Annotated in this window: 23 protein-coding genes and 1 pseudogene; 17 read left to right on the top strand and 7 right to left on the bottom strand. The window is 63.0% G+C overall.

The annotated features are described in order from the left end of the window. Positions 1-117 precede the first annotated feature (117 nt). The 3 genes from DBO85_RS06630 to DBO85_RS06620 are packed head-to-tail and all read left to right on the top strand — an operon-like array spanning position 118 to position 2,584. Positions 118-1,143: an aminoglycoside phosphotransferase family protein gene (locus DBO85_RS06630; protein WP_108106479.1), complete on the top strand. Its 1,026-nt coding sequence runs from the start codon at positions 118-120 to the stop codon at positions 1,141-1,143. Continuing rightward, a complete protein-coding gene (murU, locus tag DBO85_RS06625; RefSeq protein ID WP_108106478.1) occupies positions 1,140-1,811 on the top strand; it encodes an N-acetylmuramate alpha-1-phosphate uridylyltransferase MurU in 672 nt (223 codons plus the stop codon). Before DBO85_RS06630 ends, murU begins: the two co-directional genes overlap by 4 nt. Then, positions 1,811-2,584: a TerB family tellurite resistance protein gene (locus DBO85_RS06620; protein ID WP_108106477.1), complete on the top strand. Its 774-nt coding sequence runs from the start codon at positions 1,811-1,813 to the stop codon at positions 2,582-2,584. Before murU ends, DBO85_RS06620 begins: the two co-directional genes overlap by 1 nt. 7 nt (positions 2,585-2,591) lie before the next feature. Here the strand turns inward: DBO85_RS06620 and DBO85_RS06615 are convergent, their stop codons facing one another. Continuing rightward, a complete protein-coding gene (locus DBO85_RS06615; protein ID WP_108106476.1) occupies positions 2,592-3,626 on the bottom strand; it encodes an alpha/beta hydrolase family protein in 1,035 nt (344 codons plus the stop codon). 131 nt (positions 3,627-3,757) lie between these two features. Between DBO85_RS06615 and rpe the strand changes: the two genes are divergently transcribed. The 6 genes and pseudogenes from rpe (at position 3,758) to trpC (ending at position 9,299) form a co-directional block, all read left to right on the top strand. After that, entirely contained in the window at positions 3,758-4,435 is a 678-nt protein-coding gene (gene rpe, locus DBO85_RS06610) for a ribulose-phosphate 3-epimerase (protein WP_108106475.1), read from the top strand. Further along, positions 4,435-5,266: pseudogene (locus DBO85_RS06605) on the top strand (phosphoglycolate phosphatase). The gene rpe and the pseudogene DBO85_RS06605 overlap by 1 nt, the downstream one beginning before the upstream one ends. A 71-nt stretch (positions 5,267-5,337) precedes the next feature. Then, on the top strand, positions 5,338-6,825 hold the full coding sequence (trpE, locus tag DBO85_RS06600; RefSeq protein WP_108106473.1) for an anthranilate synthase component I: 1,488 nt from the start codon (positions 5,338-5,340) through the stop codon (positions 6,823-6,825). 1 nt (position 6,826) lies between these two features. Continuing rightward, on the top strand, positions 6,827-7,420 hold the full coding sequence (locus tag DBO85_RS06595) for an aminodeoxychorismate/anthranilate synthase component II (RefSeq protein WP_108106472.1): 594 nt from the start codon (positions 6,827-6,829) through the stop codon (positions 7,418-7,420). Continuing rightward, the gene (gene trpD, locus DBO85_RS06590) at positions 7,420-8,466 is read left to right on the top strand and encodes an anthranilate phosphoribosyltransferase (protein ID WP_108106471.1); all 1,047 of its coding nucleotides are present in this window, start codon (positions 7,420-7,422) and stop codon (positions 8,464-8,466) included. The genes DBO85_RS06595 and trpD overlap by 1 nt, the downstream gene beginning before the upstream one ends. Continuing rightward, positions 8,463-9,299 carry an indole-3-glycerol phosphate synthase TrpC gene (gene trpC, locus DBO85_RS06585; RefSeq protein ID WP_108106470.1) on the top strand — a complete coding sequence of 279 codons (837 nt, stop codon included), beginning with the start codon at positions 8,463-8,465 and terminating at the stop codon, positions 9,297-9,299. Before trpD ends, trpC begins: the two co-directional genes overlap by 4 nt. Positions 9,300-9,347: 48 nt before the next feature. On the opposite strand, the gene crp is transcribed toward trpC, so the two are convergent. Beyond that, complete coding sequence (gene crp / locus DBO85_RS06580; protein WP_108106469.1) at positions 9,348-9,992, bottom strand: cAMP-activated global transcriptional regulator CRP; 645 nt, start codon at positions 9,990-9,992, stop codon at positions 9,348-9,350. A 237-nt stretch (positions 9,993-10,229) separates the two neighbouring features. On the opposite strand from crp, the gene DBO85_RS06575 reads away from it, so the two are divergent. Both DBO85_RS06575 and speD read left to right on the top strand, forming a co-directional pair. Beyond that, the gene (locus DBO85_RS06575) at positions 10,230-10,652 is read left to right on the top strand and encodes an OsmC family protein (protein WP_108106468.1); all 423 of its coding nucleotides are present in this window, start codon (positions 10,230-10,232) and stop codon (positions 10,650-10,652) included. A 237-nt stretch (positions 10,653-10,889) separates the two neighbouring features. Next, entirely contained in the window at positions 10,890-11,684 is a 795-nt protein-coding gene (gene speD / locus DBO85_RS06570) for an adenosylmethionine decarboxylase (protein WP_108106467.1), read from the top strand. 55 nt (positions 11,685-11,739) lie between these two features. Here the strand turns inward: speD and coq7 are convergent, their stop codons facing one another. Then, positions 11,740-12,387 carry a 2-polyprenyl-3-methyl-6-methoxy-1,4-benzoquinone monooxygenase gene (gene coq7, locus DBO85_RS06565; RefSeq protein WP_108106466.1) on the bottom strand — a complete coding sequence of 216 codons (648 nt, stop codon included), beginning with the start codon at positions 12,385-12,387 and terminating at the stop codon, positions 11,740-11,742. Positions 12,388-12,677: 290 nt separating this feature from the next. Here coq7 and DBO85_RS06560 point away from each other — a divergent pair, with 290 nt between their 5' ends. Then, a complete protein-coding gene (locus DBO85_RS06560; protein ID WP_108106465.1) occupies positions 12,678-14,156 on the top strand; it encodes an AAA family ATPase in 1,479 nt (492 codons plus the stop codon). Between the two features lie 63 nt (positions 14,157-14,219). Here the strand turns inward: DBO85_RS06560 and DBO85_RS06555 are convergent, their stop codons facing one another. Then, positions 14,220-15,143 (bottom strand): DUF805 domain-containing protein, encoded by a 924-nt coding sequence (locus DBO85_RS06555; protein WP_108106464.1) that lies wholly within the window; start codon positions 15,141-15,143, stop codon positions 14,220-14,222. Between the two features lie 137 nt (positions 15,144-15,280). Beyond that, complete coding sequence (hemJ, locus tag DBO85_RS06550; RefSeq protein ID WP_108106463.1) at positions 15,281-15,706, bottom strand: protoporphyrinogen oxidase HemJ; 426 nt, start codon at positions 15,704-15,706, stop codon at positions 15,281-15,283. A gap of 140 nt (positions 15,707-15,846) precedes the next feature. Between hemJ and argC the strand changes: the two genes are divergently transcribed. The 4 genes from argC (at position 15,847) to erpA (ending at position 18,413) form a co-directional block, all read left to right on the top strand. Further along, on the top strand, positions 15,847-16,881 hold the full coding sequence (gene argC / locus DBO85_RS06545; RefSeq protein WP_108106462.1) for an N-acetyl-gamma-glutamyl-phosphate reductase: 1,035 nt from the start codon (positions 15,847-15,849) through the stop codon (positions 16,879-16,881). A gap of 56 nt (positions 16,882-16,937) precedes the next feature. Next, positions 16,938-17,576 carry a DUF6776 family protein gene (locus DBO85_RS06540; RefSeq protein ID WP_108106461.1) on the top strand — a complete coding sequence of 213 codons (639 nt, stop codon included), beginning with the start codon at positions 16,938-16,940 and terminating at the stop codon, positions 17,574-17,576. Between the two features lie 4 nt (positions 17,577-17,580). Further along, on the top strand, positions 17,581-17,985 hold the full coding sequence (locus DBO85_RS06535) for a bactofilin family protein (RefSeq protein WP_108106460.1): 405 nt from the start codon (positions 17,581-17,583) through the stop codon (positions 17,983-17,985). Between the two features lie 77 nt (positions 17,986-18,062). Then, the gene (erpA, locus tag DBO85_RS06530) at positions 18,063-18,413 is read left to right on the top strand and encodes an iron-sulfur cluster insertion protein ErpA (RefSeq protein WP_108106459.1); all 351 of its coding nucleotides are present in this window, start codon (positions 18,063-18,065) and stop codon (positions 18,411-18,413) included. A gap of 50 nt (positions 18,414-18,463) precedes the next feature. Here erpA and DBO85_RS06525 read toward each other — a convergent pair whose 3' ends face one another. Then, positions 18,464-19,552 (bottom strand): anhydro-N-acetylmuramic acid kinase, encoded by a 1,089-nt coding sequence (locus DBO85_RS06525; RefSeq protein ID WP_108106457.1) that lies wholly within the window; start codon positions 19,550-19,552, stop codon positions 18,464-18,466. Between the two features lies 1 nt (position 19,553). Next, positions 19,554-20,921: a peptidoglycan DD-metalloendopeptidase family protein gene (locus DBO85_RS06520; protein ID WP_108106455.1), complete on the bottom strand. Its 1,368-nt coding sequence runs from the start codon at positions 20,919-20,921 to the stop codon at positions 19,554-19,556. Positions 20,922-21,108: 187 nt separating this feature from the next. On the opposite strand from DBO85_RS06520, the gene tyrS reads away from it, so the two are divergent. Next, positions 21,109-22,308, top strand: coding sequence for a tyrosine--tRNA ligase (tyrS, locus tag DBO85_RS06515; RefSeq protein WP_108106453.1), 1,200 nt, complete (start codon positions 21,109-21,111; stop codon positions 22,306-22,308). Positions 22,309-22,495: the final 187 nt, after the last annotated feature.

Genomic DNA, 22,495 nt, shown 5'->3' with positions numbered 1-22,495 from the left:
CGGGCTTCCTGCGCGCAATGGGCCCGTGGGGGCCGCACGCCTCTCGATGGGCTGAAAAAGATGCTGGATAATAAAGCATGACCCGCACAACGGCTAGCGCCGTCGGAGACCCCTGCAATGCCTGATGAAGACAAGCGTCTGCAACACCTGCGCGAATGGCTCGAACCTGCTCTGGAGCGGCTGTTTGCCGAGCGCGGTTGGGGGGCGGTGCCGGCGGCCGATCTGCAGCCCGCCAGCAGCGATGCCAGTTTTCGTCGCTATTTTCGCTGGCAGCACGAGGACCGCAGCCTGATCATCATGGACGCGCCGCCGCCTCAGGAAGACTGCCGGCCGTTCGTCAAGGTGGCGCAGATGCTGGCCGGTACCGGCCTCAATGTGCCGCAGATTCTCGCCGCCGATCTCGATCAGGGCTTTCTGCTGCTATCCGACCTGGGCCGGCAGACCTACCTGGATGTCATCGATCAGAGCAATGCCGAGGCGCTGTTCCGCGACGCCATGCAGGCGCTACTGGCGCTGCAGCAAGTGCCGCAGGACGCGGATATGCCGCGCTATGACGAGGCGCTGCTGCGCCGCGAATTGCAGCTGTTTCCCGAATGGTATCTGCAGCGCCACCTCGGCCTGAACCTGTCTGCCACGCAGCTCGAGCGCTGGGAGCAGACCTGCGCATTGCTCATCGACAGCGCGCTGGCCCAGCCGAGCGTGCTGGTGCATCGCGATTTCATGTCGCGCAACCTGATGCTCAGCGAGCCCAATCCGGGCGTGCTGGATTTTCAGGATGCGGTCTATGGGCCGGTTACCTACGACATCACCTGCCTGTTCAAGGATGCTTTCCTCAGTTGGCCGGAGGAGCGCGTGCAGGGCTGGCTGAGCGACTACTGGCAGCTCGCGCGGGAAGCTGGCGTGCCGGTGCAGGCGAGCCTTGAGCAGTTTCTGCGCGCCAGCGATCTGATGGGGGTCCAGCGACACCTGAAGGTGATCGGCATCTTCGCGCGCATCTGTCATCGCGACGGCAAGCCGCGCTATCTGGCGGACGTGCCGCGCTTCTTCGCCTATATCCAGGCCGTGCTGTCGCGGCGCCCCGAACTGGACGCGCTGGCGCAGCTGCTGGCGGAGCTGCCGGTGAGCGAGGCACTCCCACGATGAAGGCGATGATCCTTGCGGCCGGCAAGGGCGAGCGCATGCGTCCGCTGACCCTGCATACGCCCAAGCCGCTGGTGCGTGCGGCGGGGGTGCCGCTGATCGAGTATCACGTGCGTGCGCTGGCGGCGGCGGGGTTTCGCGAACTGGTGATCAACCACGCCTGGCTGGGCGAGCAGATCGAGGCGTATCTCGGTGACGGCTCGCGCTTCGGCGTGAGCATCGCCTGGTCGGCGGAGGGCGAGCCGCTGGAGACCGGTGGCGGCATCCAGCGTGCGTTGCCGCTGCTGGGCGATGGGCCCTTCCTGGTGGTCAATGCCGACATCTGGACCGACTATGACTTCGCCCTGCAGCGGGCGCCGCTTGCCGGCCTGGCGCGTTTGGTGCTGGTGGATAACCCCGAGCACAACCCCGGTGGCGACTTCAATCTGTGCGGCGGGCAAATAGAGGAAGCGCCTGTCGATTGTCCGCGTCTGACCTACAGTGGCATCGCGACGCTGAGCCCGGCGCTGTTCGCGGGCTGCCAGTCCGGAAGCTTCAAGCTGGCGCCACTGCTGCGCCAGGCCATGAGTGGCGGAGCATTGCACGGCGAGCATCACCACGGATACTGGATCGACGTCGGCACGCATGAGCGCCTGGCGCAAGTCGAGGCGCTTCTGGAGAGGAGGCGCTGATGTACTGGCCGGCGACGGTGGTCGGAGCGCTGGGCGGCTTTGCCCTGGCGAGCATTCCCGGTGCGTTGCTCGGCGGGCTGCTCGGCCAGGCGCTGGATCGGCGGCTGGGGCTGCAGACGCTGGATGACCTGCGCAGGTTGTTCGGTCGTCCGCCGGCGCCCACCGACGCCGAGCTTCTGTTCGTGCTGCTCGGACGACTGGCCAAGAGCGACGGGCCGGTGCTGGCACAGCATATCCAGTGTGCGCGAGACGAAATGCGCCGATTGGGGATGGATGAGCAGGCGCGCAAGCAGGCTATCGATGCGTTTTCCCGCGGCAAGGTCGGCCAGGTCTCCCTGCGTGGCCCGCTGCGTCGTCTGCGGCGGGAGCCGGAGCAGGCCGAGCGGCTGCTGCGCGCCTGCTGGCGCATGGCCTGGGCTGACGGGCGCGTGGGCAGCAGCGAGCGCGAACTGATCATGCTCTGGGGCCGCTGGCTGGCGCGCGATCTGGCTGAAGTCGAGCGGATGGGCAAGGAGCGCGCGTCCGCGCGCGGGGCTCCGGCGCCGGCGGCAGGTCGCGACTCCGCCTACAGCCAGGCGCTTGGTCTGCTCGGTGTCAGCGCCGACAGTGACGAGGCGAGCATCAAGCGTGCCTATCGCCGACTGCTCAGTCGCCATCATCCGGACAAGCTGGCCGGCGAAGGCGCGTCGGCGGTTCTGATCCGCGAGGCGTCCGATCGAACCGTGGCATTGCACGCGGCCTACAAGCTGATCCGCGACCGCCACGGTTTCTGAGCCAGGCTCAGCGGCTCGGCAGTTCGAGCCAGCCACGGGCGCGGCGATAGAGTTGTTCCTGTTCGGCCTCGTGGTTGCCGGGCAGTGCCTTCAATGCAGTCTGCCGATAGTTGGCCGCCTTCAGGCGCTTGCTCGCCTGCAGGCGGCGCAGGGCCGCGCTGCGTTCCGCTGCCTGATCCTTGTAGAAGAGATCGCCCACCGGCAGCGACAGCGTCGGTGCGAGCTCCTCGAGTGCGGGGGCGAAGCCTGCCGGAACCTGTGGTGACACCAGCAGCAGACCACTGACGCCGGGGGCGGGCTTTTCCTTGAGATAGCGCGCCGCCCAGTAACCGCCGCTACCGTGCCCCAGCAGAATGATCCGCGGCGCCTCGCGCTGATTGGCGAATACCACGGCGGCATCGATACGGGCGAACGTCCGCTCCGCGTGGGCCTGCATGGCTTCGTCGCGCAGCCGCTGGGCCTCGGCCGCGCTGGCGTCATCGGCCGGCGCCGGGGCTGGCGCGACCTCTGCGGTGTCGGCCGGGGTGGTTTCTTCGGTCACTGCCGGCGGTGTGTCGGCGCTCGGCTCTGCGGCGTGCGCATCTTCGGTCTGCGGCGCGTCGGCGACCGGTTGCGGCCGTGGCAGGGGGAGGTCGGACAATGGGTCCGGCAGGCTAAGGCTGAGGCTGTGCCAGCCGGCATCGGGCAGTTTGCGACGTAGTGGTGCGACGACCTCGGGTGCCGCGGCGTGCATGTTGTCGCCGGGCAGAATGATCACCATGCCGCTCGGCTCGCCGACGTTGGCCGGTAGCCAGAGTGCCAGGAAGCGTTCTTTCGGGGTCTCCAGTTGCTGTTGTTCGCTGTCGTCGAAGCGCTGCTGCAGAGCCGCTGCGTCCTGTTCACTGCGCTCCGGCAGATTGGGGCGTTCGATCGACTCGGCGGGCGTCTCTTCGCTGTCGTCCTGATTGACGGCTGGTGGCTCTTCGCTCGCTGGTTCCTCGGCAAGCGCTGGCCAGCAACCGAGTAGCAGTACGACGCAGAGCGGGCGGAGAAATCTGTGCATGGGGGCGGCTCCTGGGACAACGTGTTCTCAGACTAGCTGGTGCGCTCGGCATCTGTCAGGTCAGCGCTGCCGCCGGGTGCGCCCGGCTGATACACTGCGCGCCCTCATTTCCGCCGTTTTCGAGGTGCCCGATGCAGCCGTTCGCCATTGCCCCGTCGATTCTTTCCGCGGACTTCGCCCGCCTCGGCGAGGAGGTCGACAAGGTCCTCGCCGCCGGCGCCGACATCGTCCACTTCGACGTGATGGACAATCACTACGTGCCCAACCTGACCATCGGCCCGATGGTCTGCAGCGCGCTGCGCAAGTACGGCATCAGCGCGCCTATCGATGCGCACCTGATGGTCAAGCCGGTGGATCGCATCATCGGCGACTTCATCGAGGCGGGCGCCAGCTACATCACCTTTCACCCGGAAGCGTCGGAGCACGTCGATCGTTCCCTGCAGCTGATTCGCGACGGCGGCGCCAAGGCCGGTCTGGTGTTCAACCCGGCCACCTCGCTGGAGTGCCTGAAGTACGTGATGGACAAGGTCGACATGATCCTGTTGATGAGCGTCAACCCCGGTTTCGGCGGGCAGAAGTTCATCCCCGGCACCCTCGACAAGCTGCGCGAGGCGCGTGCGCTCATCGAGGCCTCCGGGCGCGAGATTCGCCTGGAGATCGACGGCGGGGTCAACGTGAAGAACATCCGCGAGATCGCCGCTGCCGGCGCCGACACCTTCGTCGCCGGTTCGGCGATCTTCAATGCGCCGGACTACGCCGAGGTGATCGCACAGATGCGCGCCGAGCTGGCGCTGGCCCACGCCTGCTGATGCAAAGGCTGTTCGGCGGCGCTCTGCCGCGCCTGGTGATGTTCGACCTCGACGGTACCCTGCTCGATTCGGTGCCGGACCTGTCTGCCGCGGTGGATAGCATGCTGTTGCAGCTCGACCGCCCCCCGGCCGGCGTTGCGCAGGTACGGCACTGGGTCGGCAACGGCGCGCCGGTGCTGGTGCGGCGGGCGCTGGCCGGCTCGGTCGAGCATGCGGCGGTGGACGACAACCTGGCGAGTCGCGCGCTGCAGTTGTTCCTCGCAGCCTATGCCGGCGAGCATCACCTGAGCCGCGTCTATCCGGGCGTGATCGAGACGCTCGCCTGGTTGCGCGATCAGTCCGTCGAGCTTGCGCTCATCACCAACAAGCCCGAGCGTTTTGTCGCGCCGCTGCTGGAGGAGAAGGGCCTTGACGGCTACTTTCGCTGGATCGTCGGCGGCGACACCCTGGTTCAGCAGAAGCCTGATCCTGCCGGACTGCTGCATGTGCTGGCGCAGGCAGATATTGCCCCGGCGCAGGCGCTGTTCATCGGCGACTCGCGCAACGATGTGCTCGCCGCGCGAGCGGCAGGCGTGGCCTGTGTCGCGGTGAGCTATGGCTACAACCACGGCCGGCCGGTGGCTGAAGAGGCGCCCGACCTGCTGGTGGACGATCTGCGCCAGTTGTTGCCTTGACTTGGCGCCATGCGCTAACGTGGCCGGGCCCTGCCGCGCAGGGCGTTCGACTCCCGCCGATAGAGATCCCGTCGTGGTGGTAACCCGCAAACGTGGCTTCACAGCCGCAGGAATGAAGGTCATCAAGGCTCTGGCCCGCTGGCGCTGGCGCGCCTGACGTCTTCCTGCGCCCGTTGCCGGCGCGTTTCGCCTTTTACCGTTTCACAGCTCACGACCACGAGGCTGATCATGACCCGCGATGAATTCCTGCGTTTGGCCGCCGAAGGCTACAACCGCATTCCGCTTGCCCTGGAAACCCTGGCCGACTTCGACACCCCGCTGTCGATCTATCTCAAGCTGGCCGATGCGCCCAACTCCTACCTGCTCGAGTCGGTGCAGGGCGGCGAGAAGTGGGGGCGCTACTCGATCATCGGCCTTCCGGCGCGTACTGTGCTGCGTGCCGACGGCCTCAAGATCAGCGTGAGCATCGATGGCGCGCTCAGCGAGAGCCATGAGGTCGAGGATCCGCTCGATTTCGTCGAGCAGTTCAAGGCGCGCTACCGCGTACCGACGCTCGACGGCCTGCCACGCTTCAACGGCGGTCTGGTCGGTTATTTCGCCTATGACAGCGTGCGTTATGTCGAGCAGAAACTGGCGCACTGCCCGAATCCCGATCCGCTGGGCACGCCGGACATCCTGCTGATGGTCTCCGATGCCGTGGTGGTGTTCGACAACCTGGCCGGCAAGATGCACGCCATCGTCCTGGTCGACCCGTCCCTGCCCGATGCCTATGAGCAGGGGCAGGCGCAGCTCGGGGAGTTGCTGAGCCGGTTGCGTCAGCCGATCACCCCGCGTCTGGGTGTCGATCTGAGCGTGCCCCAGGGCCGTGAGCCGGCGTTCCGCTCCAGCTTCAGTCGCGAGAGCTTCGAGGCTGCGGTGGCCGCGATCAAGGAGTACATCCTCGCCGGCGACTGCATGCAGGTGGTGATCTCCCAGCGCATGTCGATTCCTTTCCAGGCCGCGCCCATCGATCTGTACCGGGCGCTGCGCTGCATCAACCCGACGCCCTACATGTACTTCTTCAACTTCGGCGACTTCCATGTGGTCGGCAGTTCGCCCGAGGTGCTGGTGCGGGTGGAAGACAATCTGGTCACCGTGCGTCCCATCGCCGGTACCCGTCCGCGTGGCGCCAATGAGGCGGCGGACCTGGCACTGGAGCAGGACCTGCTGTCGGACGCCAAGGAGCTCGCCGAGCACCTGATGCTGATCGACCTGGGGCGTAATGACGTCGGCCGGGTCTCTGTCACCGGCTCGGTGCAGTTGACCGAGAAGATGGTCATCGAGCGCTACTCCAACGTCATGCACATCGTCTCCAACGTCACCGGTCAGCTCAATGAGGGCCTGAGTGCGATGGATGCACTACGCGCCATCCTGCCGGCCGGTACCCTCAGCGGCGCGCCCAAGGTCCGCGCGATGGAAATCATCGACGAGCTGGAACCGGTCAAACGCGGCGTCTACGGCGGTGCCGTCGGCTACTACGCGTGGAACGGCAACATGGATACCGCGATAGCCATCCGTACCGCTGTGATCAAGGATGGCGAGCTGCACGTGCAGGCAGGTGCCGGCATCGTCGCCGACTCGGTGCCTGCGCTGGAGTGGGAAGAAACCCTGAACAAGCGCCGTGCCATGTTCCGCGCGGTCGGCCTGGCCGAGCAGTCCATCGAGGGGAGCCACTGACATGCTGCTGATGATCGACAACTACGACTCCTTTACCTACAACGTGGTGCAGTACCTGGGTGAGCTGGGGGCTGAGGTCAAGGTGGTGCGCAACGATGAGCTGACGGTGGCGCAGATCGAGGCGCTGGCGCCCGAACGCATCGTCATCTCGCCCGGCCCCTGTACGCCCACCGAAGCCGGCGTGTCGCTGGCGGTGATCGAACATTTCGCCGGACGCCTGCCGATCCTCGGCGTCTGCCTGGGCCACCAGAGCATCGGCCAGGCCTTCGGTGGCGAGGTGGTGCGCGCGCGTCAGGTGATGCATGGCAAGACCAGTCCGGTGTTCCACGAAAACCTGGGTGTGTTCGCCGGTCTGAACAACCCGCTGACCGTCACCCGCTACCATTCCCTGGTGGTGCGTCGCGAGAGTTTGCCCGACTGTCTGGAAATCACCGCCTGGACCCGGCACGACGACGGCAGTGTCGACGAGATCATGGGTCTGCGGCACAGGACGTTGAACATCGAGGGTGTGCAGTTCCATCCCGAATCCATCCTTACCGAACAGGGCCACGAGCTGTTCGCCAATTTCCTCAAGCAGAGCGGAGGCGTGCGTTGATGGACATCAAGCAGGCACTGGCGCGAGTGGTCGAGCGCCTCGACCTCTCTACCGAAGAGATGCAGGCGGTGATGCGCCAGATCATGACCGGCCAGTGCACGGACGCGCAGATCGGCGCCTTCCTGGTGGCCATGCGCATGAAGAGCGAGAGCATCGACGAGATCGTCGGCGCGGTGCAGGTGATGCGCGAGCTGGCCGAGCCGGTGCATTTCGCCAGCGACCGCCTGGTCGATACCTGCGGCACCGGTGGCGACGGCATGAACATCTTCAACGTTTCCACCGCGGCGTCCTTCGTGGTCGCCGCCGCGGGCGGCAAGGTCGCCAAGCATGGCAACCGCGCGGTGTCTGGCAAGAGCGGCAGCGCCGACCTGCTGGAGGCGGCGGGAGTCTACCTGAACCTGACGCCGGAAGAGGTCGCGCGCAGCGTGGATACCGTCGGCGTCGGCTTCATGTTCGCTCCGGCGCACCATGGCGCCATGAAACACGCCGCCGGGCCGCGTCGCGAGCTGGGCTTGCGCACCCTGTTCAATATCCTCGGCCCGATGTCCAACCCGGCCGGTGTCAAACATCAGGTGCTCGGTGTGTTCAGTGCCGCGTTGTGCCGGCCGATGGCCGAAGTGCTGCGCCGTCTGGGTAGCCGGCATGTGCTGGTGGTGCATGCCCAGGACGGCCTGGATGAAATCAGTCTGGCCGCGCCGACGCTGGTGGCGGAGCTGCGGGATGGCGAGATCCGTGAGTATCGGATCCGCCCGGAGGACTTCGGCATCAGGAGCCAGAGCCTGATCGGTCTGAATGTTGAGGATGCCCAGGGCTCGCTGGCGCTGATCCGCGACGCGCTGGGCAAACGACGTACAGAGAACGGCCAGAAGGCCGCCGACATGATCGCGCTCAACGCTGGTGCGGCGCTCTATGCGGCCGATCATGCCGGCAGTCTCGCTGATGGCGTGCACATGGCTCAGGACGCGGTCCAGGGCGGGCTAGCCTGGGACAAGCTGGAAGAGCTGGTTTCCTTCACTGCGGTATTCCGCCAGGAGAACGCGCAATGAGCGTACCCACGGTTCTGGAAAAGATCATCGCGCGCAAACATGAGGAAGTGGCCGAGCGCAGTGCCCGGGTGTCACTGGCAGAGCTGGAAATCGCGGCTGCGGCTGCCGACCCGGTGCGCGGGTTTGCCGCCGCGTTGCAAGCGAAGGTTGCCGCGCGGCAGTCGGCGGTGATCGCCGAGGTGAAGAAGGCTTCGCCGAGCAAAGGCGTGCTTCGCGAGGTATTCGAGCCGGCCGAAATCGCCCGCAGCTACGAGACTGGCGGCGCGACCTGCCTGTCGGTACTGACCGATATCGACTTTTTCCAGGGCGCTGACGCCTATCTGCAGCAGGCGCGTGCTGCTTGCAGTCTGCCGGTGATTCGCAAGGATTTCCTGATCGACCCCTATCAGGTCGTAGAGGCTCGGGCGCTGGGTGCAGACTGCATCCTGTTGATCGTTTCCGCGCTGGACGATGCGCGCATGGCCGAGCTGGCTGCTGTTGCCAGGTTGCAGGGTCTGGATGTGCTGGTCGAGGTGCACGACGGCGATGAGCTGGAGCGCGCGCTGACGGTTCTGGATACCCCGTTGATCGGCATCAACAACCGCAATCTGCACAGCTTCGAGGTGAGCCTGGAAACCACCCTGGACCTGCTGCCACGGATTCCGCGTGATCGTCTGGTGGTGACCGAGAGCGGCATCCTCAATCGTGCCGATGTGGAGCTGATGGAAATCCACGAGGTATACGCCTTCCTCGTCGGCGAGGCGTTCATGCGTGCGGAGAACCCGGGCGTCGAGTTGCAGCGCCTGTTCCATCCGGACAAGCAGCGCCGCGTGCAGTCGGCCGATCCGGAATAGGCACCAACGAAAAGGGCCGGCATTTGCCGGCCCTTTTTGCACCCGCTGTCAGCGGGTGCCGAATACCACCATGGTCTTGCCCTTGACGTGGACCAGCCCCTGCTCTTCGAGGCTCTTGAGTACCCGTCCGACCATCTCGCGCGAGCAGCCGACGATGCGACCGATCTCCTGGCGGGTGATCTTGATCTGCATGCCGTCCGGATGGGTCATGGCATCCGGCTGCTTGCACAGGTCAAGCAGCGTGCGCGCGACACGTCCGGTCACGTCGAGGAAGGCCAGGTCGCCCACCTTGCGGGTGGTGTTGCGCAGGCGCTCGGCCATCTGACTGCCGAGGGCATAGAGGATGTCCGGGTCCTGCTGGGTGAGCTCGCGGAACTTGGCGTAGCTGAGTTCGGCAACCTCGCACTCGGTCTTGGCGCGAACCCAGGCACTGCGTTCCTTCTCCGTGCCGTCCTTTTCGAACAGGCCCATCTCGCCGAAGAAATCGCCGGAGTTGAGATAGGCAATGATCATCTCGCGACCGTCATCATCCTCGATCAGGATGGTGACCGAGCCTTTTACGATGAAAAACAGGGTTTCGCAGCGGTCGCCAGCGTAAATGATGGTGCTCTTCGCCGTGTAGCGGCGACGGTGGCAATGGGCGAGCAGCTTATCCAGATGCTTGATTTTCGGTGTAAGGGTAATAGCGACCATGCTTGGATCCCTAAATGAAAAGACAACAGGCGTAGATTTGTTCTTTTCTTTATCCCGGCGAGTGTGCCAGTAATCTGTCGCCAGCTTAACAGACGAGATTCGTCTGCAAAGCTTTTTGCGACAAAGCTAACAATTGGAGTTGAACTTCGAGTCAGCTTTTCGGTTGTCTGGCGACCACCGAGGCGTTTCCTGGCCTTGTGTTAAGCTTGCGCGCTTTTTCGATAGGAGCCTGCAGCGATGAAAGCACGCGTGCAATGGGCCGGTGAGGCCCTTTTTCTGGGTGAGTCCGGCAGTGGTCATGCGCTGGTGATGGATGGCCCGCCTGAGAGCGGCGGGCGCAACCTTGGCGTGCGGCCGATGGAGATGCTCCTGCTCGGCCTGGGCGGTTGCAGCAATTTCGATGTGGTCAGCATTCTCAGGAAGTCGCGTCAGGCGGTGGAAAGCTGTGAAGTCTTTCTCGAGGCCGAGCGTGCCGGCGAGGAGCCCAAGGTCTTCACGCGCATTCGCATGCACTTCGTGGTCAAGGGACGTGGTCTCAAGGAGGCCCAGGTCAAGCGTGCCGTGGATCTGTCCGCCGAGAAGTACTGCTCCGCGTCGATCATGCTCGAGCGTGCCGGCGTCGAGATCAGTCACGATTACGAGATCGTCGAGCTGGGCTGACAGCGCCGAGCGGAACTGTCATCCCCGCATCGCGTCCTCGTCGCAAAACCCGCACAGACTCTGGTACAGGGGTGCCTGCCTATGCATAATGGCGCCCCTTTTCGGAGCCTGGTCTCCGCGCACAACCATAATCGCGATCGCGAAGAGGTGTTAATCGTCCTACGCAGAAGCGCGCAGCGTCTCTGACGGGCATGCTCGATCACGCGGCCGCGCCGCAATCAGAAGAGAGTTCCAACGGTGAAAAGCAAACTCAAGCTCCACGGGTTCAACAACCTGACGAAGACCTTGAGCTTCAACATCTACGACATCTGCTACGCAGAGACGCCGGAAGATCAGCAAGCCTACGTCCAGTACATCAACGAAGAGTACGACGCAGCGCGTCTGACCCAGATACTCACCGAAGTGGTGAACATCATCGGCGCCAACATCCTGAACATCGCGCGTCAGGACTACGAGCCGCAGGGTGCCAGCGTCACCATTCTGATTTCGGAACAACCGGTCGAGCCAACCGAGAGTCAGATCGAAGAGTCGCCCGGCCCGCTGCCGGAGACCATCCTCGCGCATCTGGACAAGAGCCACATCACGGTGCACACCTACCCGGAAATCCATCCGGTCGAAGGTATCGCGACCTTCCGTGTGGACATAGACGTGTCCACCTGCGGCGTGATCTCGCCGCTGAAAGCGCTGAACTACCTGATCCACCAGTTCGATTCGGATATCGTCACCGTCGACTATCGCGTGCGCGGCTTTACCCGCGATATTGAAGGACAGAAGCACTTCATCGATCACGAGATCAATTCGATCCAGAACTACCTCTCCGACGACACCCAGGCGGCGTACCAGATGACCGACGTCAACGTGTATCAGGAGAACCTGTTCCACACCAAGATGCTGCTCAAGGACTTCGAGCTGGAGAACTACCTGTTCGGTGATGCCGCCAGCACGCTTTCCGGAGAGCAGCGCGAGCAGGTCACCGCGCGTCTCAAGCATGAAATGCTGGAGATCTTCTACGGCCGCAACATGCCGCGCTGAAGACTCTGCGTAACGACAAAGGGCGCCGATGGCGCCCTTTGTCGTTCATGTCTCGTCAGATCCGGTAGGTGGCCTTGGTCATGACTTTCGACAACAGGGTCATGCCGAACTTCACCGGGGCGGGAAAGCGCAATCCGCCCGCTTCAAGTGCTGCGGTGGAGTGCTGTTCTTCATCGATGCGCATCTGCTCGAGAATGGCGCGGGACTTCTCGTCTTCCGGCGGTAGTTGCGCCAGGTGCTCATCCAGGTGCTGACAGACCTGGTCTTCGGTGGCGGCCACGAAACCCAGGCTGATCCTGTCGCTGATCAGGCCGGCAGCGGCGCCCACGCCGAACGACAGTCCGTAAAACAGGGGGTTGAGCAGGCTCGGTCGTCCGCCAAGCTCGCGGATGCGTTGCTCGCACCAGGCCAGGTGGTCGATCTCTTCCTCCGCAGCGTGTTCCATCGCGCTGCGCACCTCTGGCAGGCGGGCGGTCAGTGCTTGACCCTGATAGAGCGCCTGGGCGCAGACCTCGCCGGTATGGTTGATGCGCATCAGGCCAGTCACGTGGCGGGTGTCATCTTCCCGAAGGGGTACGTCTGGATGCAGCAACGCGGGTGACACACGTTGCGGCTGGCCGGAGAACGGCAGCAGGGTGCGCAGCGCGGCGTCGGCCTGAAGGAGTACGCGGTCGAGTTTGGAGTAGTCGCGTTCGGTCGCCATGCGTTGAGCCTCGGCAGAAGGGGCAGGCGCCCAGTCTAGTGGGCTGCGTGGCTAATTCAACCGTCTATTTGCCGCAGTCTGTCGCCGACGGCCTTTGCCAGGGTGAGGCCTGGTTCGCGGGCTCGCCGTTGACGGCCGGCAAATCCGCATCGGGGCTTGCACGCGAGTCCGCCAGCGGCGAGGATCTTGCGCTCCACGCGTTCGACGAATCCTGCAATCGATCCGCTGATGCATTCGAACGTGCGACAGGGACTGAGCGGCCCGTGGGGCCTATGCGAAGGAGTGAGCCGTTGAAGAATGATATTCATGACCTCAGTCTGGTGCTGGAGTCCAAGGTCAAGCTGATCGTCATCGAATCCTGGGATGAGCCGCGGGTGCTCGAGACCTTGACCGGGCTGCTGATCAAGCGTGGTCTGGGCGGCTACACCTGGAGCGTGACCGAGGGGCTGCAGCGCCTGGGCGTGGCCCAGGGCCGTGAGGAGAGCGTGCCCAGCAGCGACCCGGAAGCGGCGCTGAAACTGATCAAGCATGATCCGCAGGCCAATCTGTACGTTCTCTGCGATTTCCATCCCTACCTGCACGAGAATCCCAAGCTGGTTCGCCTGCTCAAGGAAATCGCCATGGTGCAGGAGGTTCAGCGTCCGACCGTGGTGCTGGTTTCCCATGCGATCAAGCTGCCGGCCGAGGTACAGCGCTATTCGGCGCGCTTTTCGCTGTCGCTGCCGTCCGAGGAGGAGCTGCTGGCCATCGTGCGTGACGAGGCGACGCGCTGGAGCGAGCGCAACCGTGGGGCGCGGGTGCGTACCGACAACCGCACCTTGCAGCAGGTGGTGAAGAATCTGCGTGGTCTGAGCCACGCCGAGGCGCGCGCCATGGCGCGCAACGTGATCTGTGACGACGGCGCCATTACCCAGGAAGACATTCCGGAGCTGAACAAAACCAAGTTCCAGTTGCTCGATCTCGAGGGGGTGCTCAGCTTCGAGTACGAGACCTCGCGCTTTGCCGAAGTCGGCGGCCTGCCGAATCTCAAGCGCTGGTTGCGCGAGCGGCAGGAGATCTTTCTCGACGGCAAGGGCCGCGATCTGCCCAAGGGCGTGATGCTGGTGGGGGTGCAGGGCGGTGGCAAGAGCCTTGCCGCCAAGGCGGTTGCCGGTCTGTGGGGGTTGCCGCTGCTGCGACTGGATTTCGGCGCGCTGTACAACAAGTACTTCGGCGAGACCGAGCGCAACCTGCGCGAAGCGTTGCGGCTGGCTGAGCAGATGGCGCCCTGCGTGCTCTGGATGGACGAGATCGAGAAGGGTGTCGCCACCGGCGAGAACGACGGTGGCGTCAGCCAGCGCGTGCTCGGCACACTGCTGACCTGGATGTCGGAGCGCAAGGCGCCGGTATTCATGGTCGCCACGGCCAACTCCATCGACCGGCTGCCGCCTGAACTGGTGCGCAAGGGGCGGTTCGACGAGCTGTTCTTCGTCGACTTGCCGGACGCCGAGGTGCGTGCCGAGATATTCCGCATTCATCTGGCGCAGCGGGAGATCGATCCGGGGCTGCTGCAACTGGACGAGCTGGCGATGGCCAGCGATGGATTTTCCGGCGCGGAGATCGAGCAGGCGGTGGTCGCGTCTCTGTATGCCGCTCAGGCGCAGCAGAGCAGTATCGACCAATCGTTGCTGCTGCAGACCATCAGGGATACATCGCCCTTGTCGCGGGTAATGGCCGAACGGCTGGATGCGTTGCGCGAGTGGGCGGCAGGGAGAACCGTGCGGGCTTGATGCGAAGAAATCCGAACCTGCAAAAGAAAAGTGGCGCCCTTGCGGCGCCACTTTGCGTTTGGCTCAGGACGCCATCGCGAGCCCGACCATGACGGGAACGGCGATCGCGGCGAGGATGGACAGAATGATGACCCCCAGCATCAACCAGGCCAGCACCAGGACGGCGGTGCTGTTGGCTGGCGGCGGCGGGCCATAGTTGTTCTGCCCCTGGGTGCCCGGCATCACCAGCATCAGGATGGCAAAAACGGTGCCCACGAGCGGGACGAAAAGCAGCAGGTAAAGCCAGCCCGACCAGCCGATATCGTGCAGGCGCTGGACGCCAATCATGACGCTGAATACCAGTGCCGCAATCACCACCGCAAAAATCAGCACGCCACCCAGTGCTTCGGAGATGCCTAGCGTGACGCCAACGGCTATCCCGTATATCGGCAGCATCGCCAACCCGAGGACGAACGACCAAGCGATATAACGCAGTCGACCGATACGGCCCGCCACGCCGAACGGATTGAGCTCGCCAACTTCCGCGTAGGCGTCAGCAACTTGCGACTGAGGCGCGCTATAGGGCGAGACGGCGCTGGGCTGTGGCGCTTCCGCCAGCTGTGCCTGGCGGGCGAGGAATTTCTCGACGACGACGCCGCAGGCCTCGCAGTCGATGGCCTTGGGCTGCTCGTGGCCGCACTTGGGGCAGGTCATGCGCTCGGTGCTGGGCTTGGCGTCATGCTCTTCGGTTTCGACCAGGCTCAGGGTGCTGGCAAGCTCGGTTTCTGCGCGGACCTGGATGCCGGCGCGTTGCAGCACGTCAACGTACTTCTGTGCCTCGGCGTCGGCCAGGTCGCGCTTGAGTGCGACGGCGGAGCCGGTAAACAGCGCATCGATCTTGCTGCGATCGCTCTTGAACAGCGCGGCGAGATTGTCCTTGGTCGTGTCCAGATCGGCGCCGGGCACGAGTACGCCGTCGAAGACGACCTTGTAGCGGGTTTCGCTCATTTGGCTTCCCTGTCGGATGCGTGTTTATGAAGTGCGCAGGGTAATGGCCACGGGCCTTGGCGGACAATAGCTGCGACGCCACTCAGTCGGCAGATTCACCTTTTTCAGGCAAAGCCGGGCTTTCGATGACGCATGCCTCAGAACGGTTTCACTACCACAAGAATGACGATCGCCAGCAGGAAGAGCACCGGGACTTCGTTGAACCAGCGATAGAACACATGTCCGCGCGCGTTCTGGCCACGTGCGAACGCTTTCAGTTGCGCGCCGCACACATGGTGGTAGCCGATCAGTAGAAGAACCAGCGCCAGCTTCGCATGCATCCAGCCCATCTTCAGCAGGCCGGGGTGCAGATGCAGCATCCACAACCCGAACACCAGGGTGGCGATCATCGATGGGATCATGATGCCTCTATACAGCTTGCGCTCCATGATGCAGAAGCGTTCGCGGCTGGTCTGGTCGTCGCTCATGGCGTGATAGACGAACAGCCTCGGCAAGTAGAAGAGGCCGGCAAACCAGCAGACGATCGAGATGATGTGCAGCGCCTTGACCCACAGATAGAGCATCGCAATCGGACCTTCGAAGCGGTAGGAGGTCGGGATAGTAGTGGTTGCAGCGGCGCCTCGTCATCCTGTTGAGGTTGGCCGCGCGGCGCTGGCGTCTTATCATCCCCAGCTTTCCAGCGAACTGCCTCAAGGAGCGCGCAATGATCAAGGTCGGCATCGTCGGTGGCACCGGATACACCGGAGTGGAGTTGCTCCGTCTGCTGGCGCAGCACCCGGACGCCGAGGTAGCCGTGATCACCTCGCGCTCCGAATCCGGCGTCAGAGTGGCCGACATGTACCCCAACCTGCGCGGGCACTACGACCAGTTGGCGTTCAGCGTTCCGGATAGCGCGAGCCTCGGCGCTTGCGATGTGGTGTTTTTCGCCACGCCGCATGGCGTAGCTCATGCTCTGGCCGGCGAGTTGCTGGCGGCAGGTACCCGGGTCATCGATCTCTCTGCCGACTTTCGCCTGCAGGACGCCGATGAGTGGGCGCGCTGGTACGGCCAGGCGCACGGGGCTCCGGACCTGTTGCCGCAGGCGGTGTATGGTTTGCCGGAGGTCAATCGTGAGCAGATTCGCAGTGCTCGTTTGATTGCCGTCCCTGGTTGTTATCCGACGGCGACCCAGTTGGGTTTCCTGCCGCTGCTGGAGGCCGGGCTCGCAGACCCGACCAGGCTGATCGCCGACTGCAAGTCCGGGGTCAGTGGCGCCGGACGTGCGGCCAAGGTCGGTTCGCTGTTCTGTGAGGCCGGCGAAAGCCTGATGGCCTACTCCGTCAAGGGGCACCGCCATCTGCCGGAGATTTCCCAGGGGCTGCGTCGGGCCGTGGGCGGCGAAGTGGGGCTGACCTTCGTGCCGCACCTTACACCGATGATTCGCGGTATTCATTCGACCCTTTACGCCACGGTCGCAGATCGCGCCGTCGATCTGCAGGCGCTGTATGAGGAGCGTTATCGTGACGAGCCCTTCGTCGACGTGATGCCGGCGGGCAGTCATCCGGAGACGCGCAGCGTGCGAGGCGCCAACGTCTGCCGCATCGCCGTGCATCGGCCGCAGGGCGGCGATCTGGTGGTAGTGCTGGCGGTGATCGACAACCTGGTCAAGGGCGCGTCCGGGCAGGCTGTCCAGAACATGAACATTCTCTTCGGTCTGGATGAGCGGCTCGGTCTTTCCAGTCCTGCGATGTTGCCCTGATGGATGGTTGGGAAGTCCGCCCGCGCGATTGCCGACGCGACAGGCGGCGCCGCCGTGTGCTGCTCTGCCTGCTGCTTTGTCTGCCATTGGCGTTCTGGCTTGGTGGTCTCTGGCGTGGCGCGGTGATCTCTCGGGATATCAGTGCCGAGCTGGGCCAGCCGTTGCCCGAAGATTTCGAGCAGCGCCTGATGGTACTGGCCAGTGCGGAGCAGGTGGCTCGACAGGTCGACGAACACAATCGCCAGAGCATCAAGTCGCTTGAGGAACAGATATTCAAGTTGCAGCAGGACCTGGCGTTCTACAAGGGAGTGCTGGCGCCGGGTAGCCGGCGTGACGGTTTGCGGATCAGGTCGCTTGAGCTCCAATCGACCGACGCGCCAAGGGTATTTCGCTACAACATCATGTTGAGCCGGGTAGGTCAGGAAGATGCCAGCGTTGATGGTCAGCTGGAGGTGTTCATCGATGGTCGTCAGTCCGGCAAGAAGGTTCGGCTGGAGCTGGCGGAGCTCTCATCAGAGCATCCGCAGAAGGCCATTCCGTTCGAGTTCAAACATTTTCAGGCAATTCCGGCGACCGGCCGGTTTGCCGATCTGACGCTGCCGGAAGGCTTCGTCGCCGAAAAGATAGTGGTGCGCGCGACGGTCAAGGGGCAGGACCCCTTGGAGCGTACCTTCAACTGGCTCGACGTAGAGTGATGACATGTGGAAAAAGGCGAAAGGCGAGAGCCTGCAACGGTTCAGCGGCAAGACCAGCGTGATCGCAAGCGGCGCCGAACTGCTCGGTGATCTGCACTTCGAGGGTGCGGTACAGGTGGATGGCCGCGTGCGGGGCAACCTGCATACCAGCGATGGGGTGGTGCTGGTGAGCCAGGATGGTGAAGTGGTGGGCGAGATTCGTGCGCCTCGGGTCATTCTGCAGGGCGCGGTCAAGGGCGACGTGCATGCTGCGGAGCTGCTGGAGCTGGGCGCGAGCGCTCGAGTGAGCGGCAATCTCTATTACGGAGTCATGGAAATGGCCGCAGGCGCGCACATCGAGGGGCGGCTGTGCCGAAGCAACAGCCTGGAAGCACCGCTGGAGTTGCCGGCAGGCCTCGGGTCTGAATAGTTGACCGTTTTTCTTGGGTAAGCAGATAATGCTACCGACCTGCTTTGTTTGGCCTAAAGCGCCAGGAGTTTTACCCGATGACTGTTGAATCCTTTATCCCAACGCCGCTGCAATTTACCCATGGGGCGGCCAGCAAGGTTAAGAGCCTTGTGGATGAGGAAGGGAATCCGCGTCTCAAGCTTCGTGTGTTCGTGACTGGCGGCGGCTGTTCTGGCTTCCAGTACGGTTTCACCTTCGATGAGGATGTCGCCGAAGACGATACCCTGGTTGAGCGTGAAGGCGTCAGCCTAGTGGTCGACCCTATGAGCTTCCAGTATCTGGCGGGCGCCGAAGTGGATTACCAGGAAGGGTTGGAAGGGTCTCGTTTCGTGATCAAGAATCCGAACGCCGCTACCACCTGCGGTTGCGGCCAGTCCTTCTCGATCTGATTTTTCGCTTGGGATTGCGGGCCGCCACAGGGCGGCCTTTTTGTTGTTGCTCAGGCCGGGTGGATTGCGCCCAGCACCCGCAGGCCGCGCGCGCCTGTTACTGACGGTCGATTGGCGCAGATTCGTTCGAGGCAGCAGTGGGCGAGCCAGGCGAAGGCTGCTGCTTCCATCCAGTCGGGGGATATGCCCAGCGCGTCGGTTGTATCCACATCACAGTTGGGCAGCAGCGCCTCGATGCGTGCCATCAGCGCCTTGTTGTGTGCGCCGCCACCGCAGACGTAGAGCCTGCGCGTATCCGCCTGTGCCGTCACAAGAGCGTTGCTCACGCTAAGCGCGGTGACTTCCAGCAAGGTGGCCTGGACATCCTCGTCTGCGCAGCCGATCCCGTGCAGCCGGTCCTGCAGCCAACCGAGATTGAAGTGTTCGCGGCCCGTACTGCGTGGCCCGCTGATTGAAAAGTAGGGGTCGCTCAGCAGTCGTTCGAGCAGTTCCTCACAAATGACGCCGCTGCGCGCCCAGTCGCCATCATGATCGAACTCCTCGCCCTTGGACCGCTTTATCCAGGCGTCCAGCAGTACGTTGCCCGGGCCGCAGTCGAAGCCACGAACGTCGCTCTGGGGATGCAGCAGTGTCAGGTTGCTGAAGCCGCCGATATTGAGCAGTGCGGTGGGCTCTTGCGGATCTGCCAGCAGCATCTCGTGAAAAGCTGGCACCAGGGGTGCTCCCTGTCCGCCTGCGGCAACGTCTCTGCTGCGAAAGTCGGCAACCACGTCGATGCCGGTGAGCTCCGCCAATAGGGCAGGGCTGCCGATCTGCTTGGTGAATCCGCGCTGCGGCTCATGGCGAATCGTCTGGCCGTGGCTGCCTATCGCGCGAATGGCGCTCGCAGGAAGTTGCTGCTTGTGCAGGAGCGCTTCGATTCCTTCTGCCACAAGCGTCGCCCAGTGTTGCTCGGCTACTGCGGAGCGCGCTATCTCGTCTTCGCCAGGAGCGCACAGTGCAAGCAGGGATGTCTTCAGCTCGTCAGGCATGGGCACGCAGAGAGCGTCGATGAGTTGCGGTCGTTCGTCCTGACGGATCAGCGCAATGTCCAGTCCATCGAGGCTGGTGCCGGACATTACACCGATGTAGAGGGGCATCTCAGTGATTCATGGCCAGTGCAGTGGCTCGCTCGTCGTCCAGGCGTGCGACGAGAGGCTGGCTCAGCTGGAGGAAGCGCTGCTTCTCGTTGGCAGCGATGGGGTCGGCCATGGGTAGTTTCTGACTGAGAGGATCCACGTGTACGCCGTTGACCTGGAACTCGTAATGCAGATGCGGTCCGGTGGACAGGCCGGTGGTCCCGATGTAGCCAATGATCTGGCCTTGTTCGACGGTGCTGCCGTTGCGCACGCCCTTCGCAAAGCCCTGCATGTGGGCGTACAGGGTCCGATAGCTTTGCCCGTGCTGAATGATGACGGTATTGCCGTAGCCGCCCTTGCGTCCGGCAAGAATGACCCGGCCATCACCTGCGGCCTTGATTGGCGTGCCGTGCGGCGCTGCGTAGTCCACGCCGTTGTGGGCGCGGATCTTGTTCAGGATGGGATGTTTGCGCCCGGTCGAGAAGCGTGAGCTGATACGGGCGAAATCTACCGGAGTGCGGATGAAGGCCTTGCGCATGCTGGTGCCGTCCGCGTTGTAGAAACTGCTGACGCCCTGTTTGTTGGTATAGCGGACAGCGGTGAAGGTCTTGCCGCGATTGGTGAAGCGAGCCGCGAGGATATTGCCAGTGCCGACGGTGCGGCCGTCGATGACCTTCTCTTCGTAGACCAGCTCGAATTCGTCGCCGTCGCGGATGTCGAGCGCGAAGTCGATGTCGTAGCCGAAGACGTTTGCCAGATCCATCGTCAGCGAGTGTGAGAGCCCCGCGCGTTTGGCAGCCAGAAACAGTGAGCTGGAAATGACGCCTCTGGCATAGGTGGCGCGAACATCGGGTTTGATCACTTCCTTGGCGAAGACAAAGCCCTTGTCACCGCGGGTGACCGAAAGGGTTTCCAGTGGGCCTAGTCGCGTCTGGATCGAGCTCAGCTGTTCCTTGTCGTCGAACAGGAATTCGATCTCCTGGCCCACCTTCAAGCGAGTGAGCTGCTTGGCATCCTTCGAGCTGTTGAGCACCTCATGAAGCGTGCTAGCGGAAAGGCCGGCCGAGTTGAAGATCGTCGACAGTGTATCGCCGTTGGCGACCGTGACTACTTTGAGTTTGGGTTTCGGCACTGCTTCGCTGACGGCGCCAAGCTGGGCGGCAACAGCGAACGGAGAGGGGCCTTCCGCAGCGACATTGAGTTGAGGTTCCTGCCTGTCCACTGCTGTTTCGATCTGCTGGGTGAGATCCAGGCTTAGGTGGGACTTCTTGGCTTCCACTTCGCGGGAGGGGAACACCAGGAGAGACAGGCTGAGCAGCGCGGCGACACCGCTGGCCGCCAGAATATGGCTTCGCGGGTAGGGCCTGGCTTTCGCTTGAGTATCGGTCATGAGTTCATGGTGTTTCTTGGAAATAGGGACTAACTGTGTAAATTATAATCAAAATTGCCAGCAGGCAACCCTGCTTCGTCGCTTCCGCCAAATTGCGGGTCTGCCTGGGGGCGCGGGCCTGGCTTGTATTTGGTGAATGATCTTGTATGGTTGGGACCCTTTTTTTCACGCACGTGCGAGACGGAAGATGAAGTCGGTAGAAGAGCAGCTGGCACTGATCAGGCGGGGTGCGGAGGAGATTCTCGTTGAGGCGGAGCTGATCGAGAAGCTGAAGCGAGGGCAGCCGTTGCGGATTAAGGCGGGCTTCGATCCCACTGCCCCGGATCTTCATCTCGGGCACACGGTGCTTATAAATAAGCTGCGGCAGTTCCAGGATCTTGGTCACCAGGTGATCTTCTTGATTGGTGACTTCACTGGAATGATTGGCGACCCGAGCGGCAAGAGCGCCACGCGGCCTCCTCTCACTCGTGAGCAGGTGCTCGATAATGCGGAGACCTACAAGGCGCAGGTGTTCAAGATTCTTGATCCTGCCAAAACCGAAGTGGCTTTCAATTCGACATGGATGGATCAGCTCAAACCGTCGGACTTCATTCGTCTCGCATCGCAATACACGGTTGCGCGGATGCTCGAGCGTGACGACTTCAGCAAGCGTTATGGCAGCAACCAGCCCATCGCCATCCATGAGTTTTTGTACCCGCTGGTTCAGGGGTATGACTCCGTAGCTTTGCGCGCTGATGTCGAGCTGGGTGGGACCGATCAGAAGTTCAATCTGCTGATGGGGCGCGAGCTGCAGCGCGCGTATGGACAGCCGTCACAGTGCGTGGTGACCATGCCGCTTCTGGAAGGGCTAGACGGCGTTAAGAAGATGTCCAAGTCGCTCGGCAACTATATAGGTATCCAGGAAGCGCCCGGGGTGATGTACGGAAAGATCGTCTCCATGCCGGATGCCTTGATGTGGCGCTACTTCGAGTTGTTGAGTTTCAGGTCTCTGGAAGAGATTGCGCAGTTCAAAGCTGATGTCGGCGCTGGCGCAAACCCTCGCGATATCAAGATCAAGCTCGCTGAGGAGATAGTGGCGCGCTTCCATGGTGAGGAGGCGGCTGCGAGTGCGCACCGAGCCGCGGGTAATCGCATGCGGGACGGGGAGCTGCCTGAAGATCTGCCTGAAATCGAGCTTCGCTCATCTGAAGCCATGCCCATTGCTTCTGTGCTTAATAAGGCGGGTCTGGTGAAGAACGCGGCCGTTGCGCGAGACCTGTTGGGCTCCGGCGGGGTGCGAGTCGATGGTCAGGCCGTGGATCGCGGCTTTGTATTTGAGCTCGGCGCGACCCATGTCTGTCAGGCTGGCAAGAAAGCATTCGCCCGTATCGCGTTGATCCCTGAATAAAACTGAAAATAGCTGTTGACGCTGAGAATCGCAGGCCTATAATGCGCACCACTTCCAGCGTGACTTGTTCGGAAAAGCCCTTGTAAAACAAGAGCTTAGAAGAAAATAAAGGTTGCGCTGGTGGCGGATTCAATTAGAATGCGCCGGGCTTCAGGAGGTGGTTTGATCCTGAGGTTGTCTCGGAGTC

The sequence above is a fragment of the Pseudomonas mangrovi genome (genome assembly GCF_003052585.1).
GTDB lineage: Bacteria > Pseudomonadota > Gammaproteobacteria > Pseudomonadales > Pseudomonadaceae > Aquipseudomonas > Aquipseudomonas mangrovi.
This window is presented reverse-complemented; position numbering and strand designations above follow the sequence as displayed.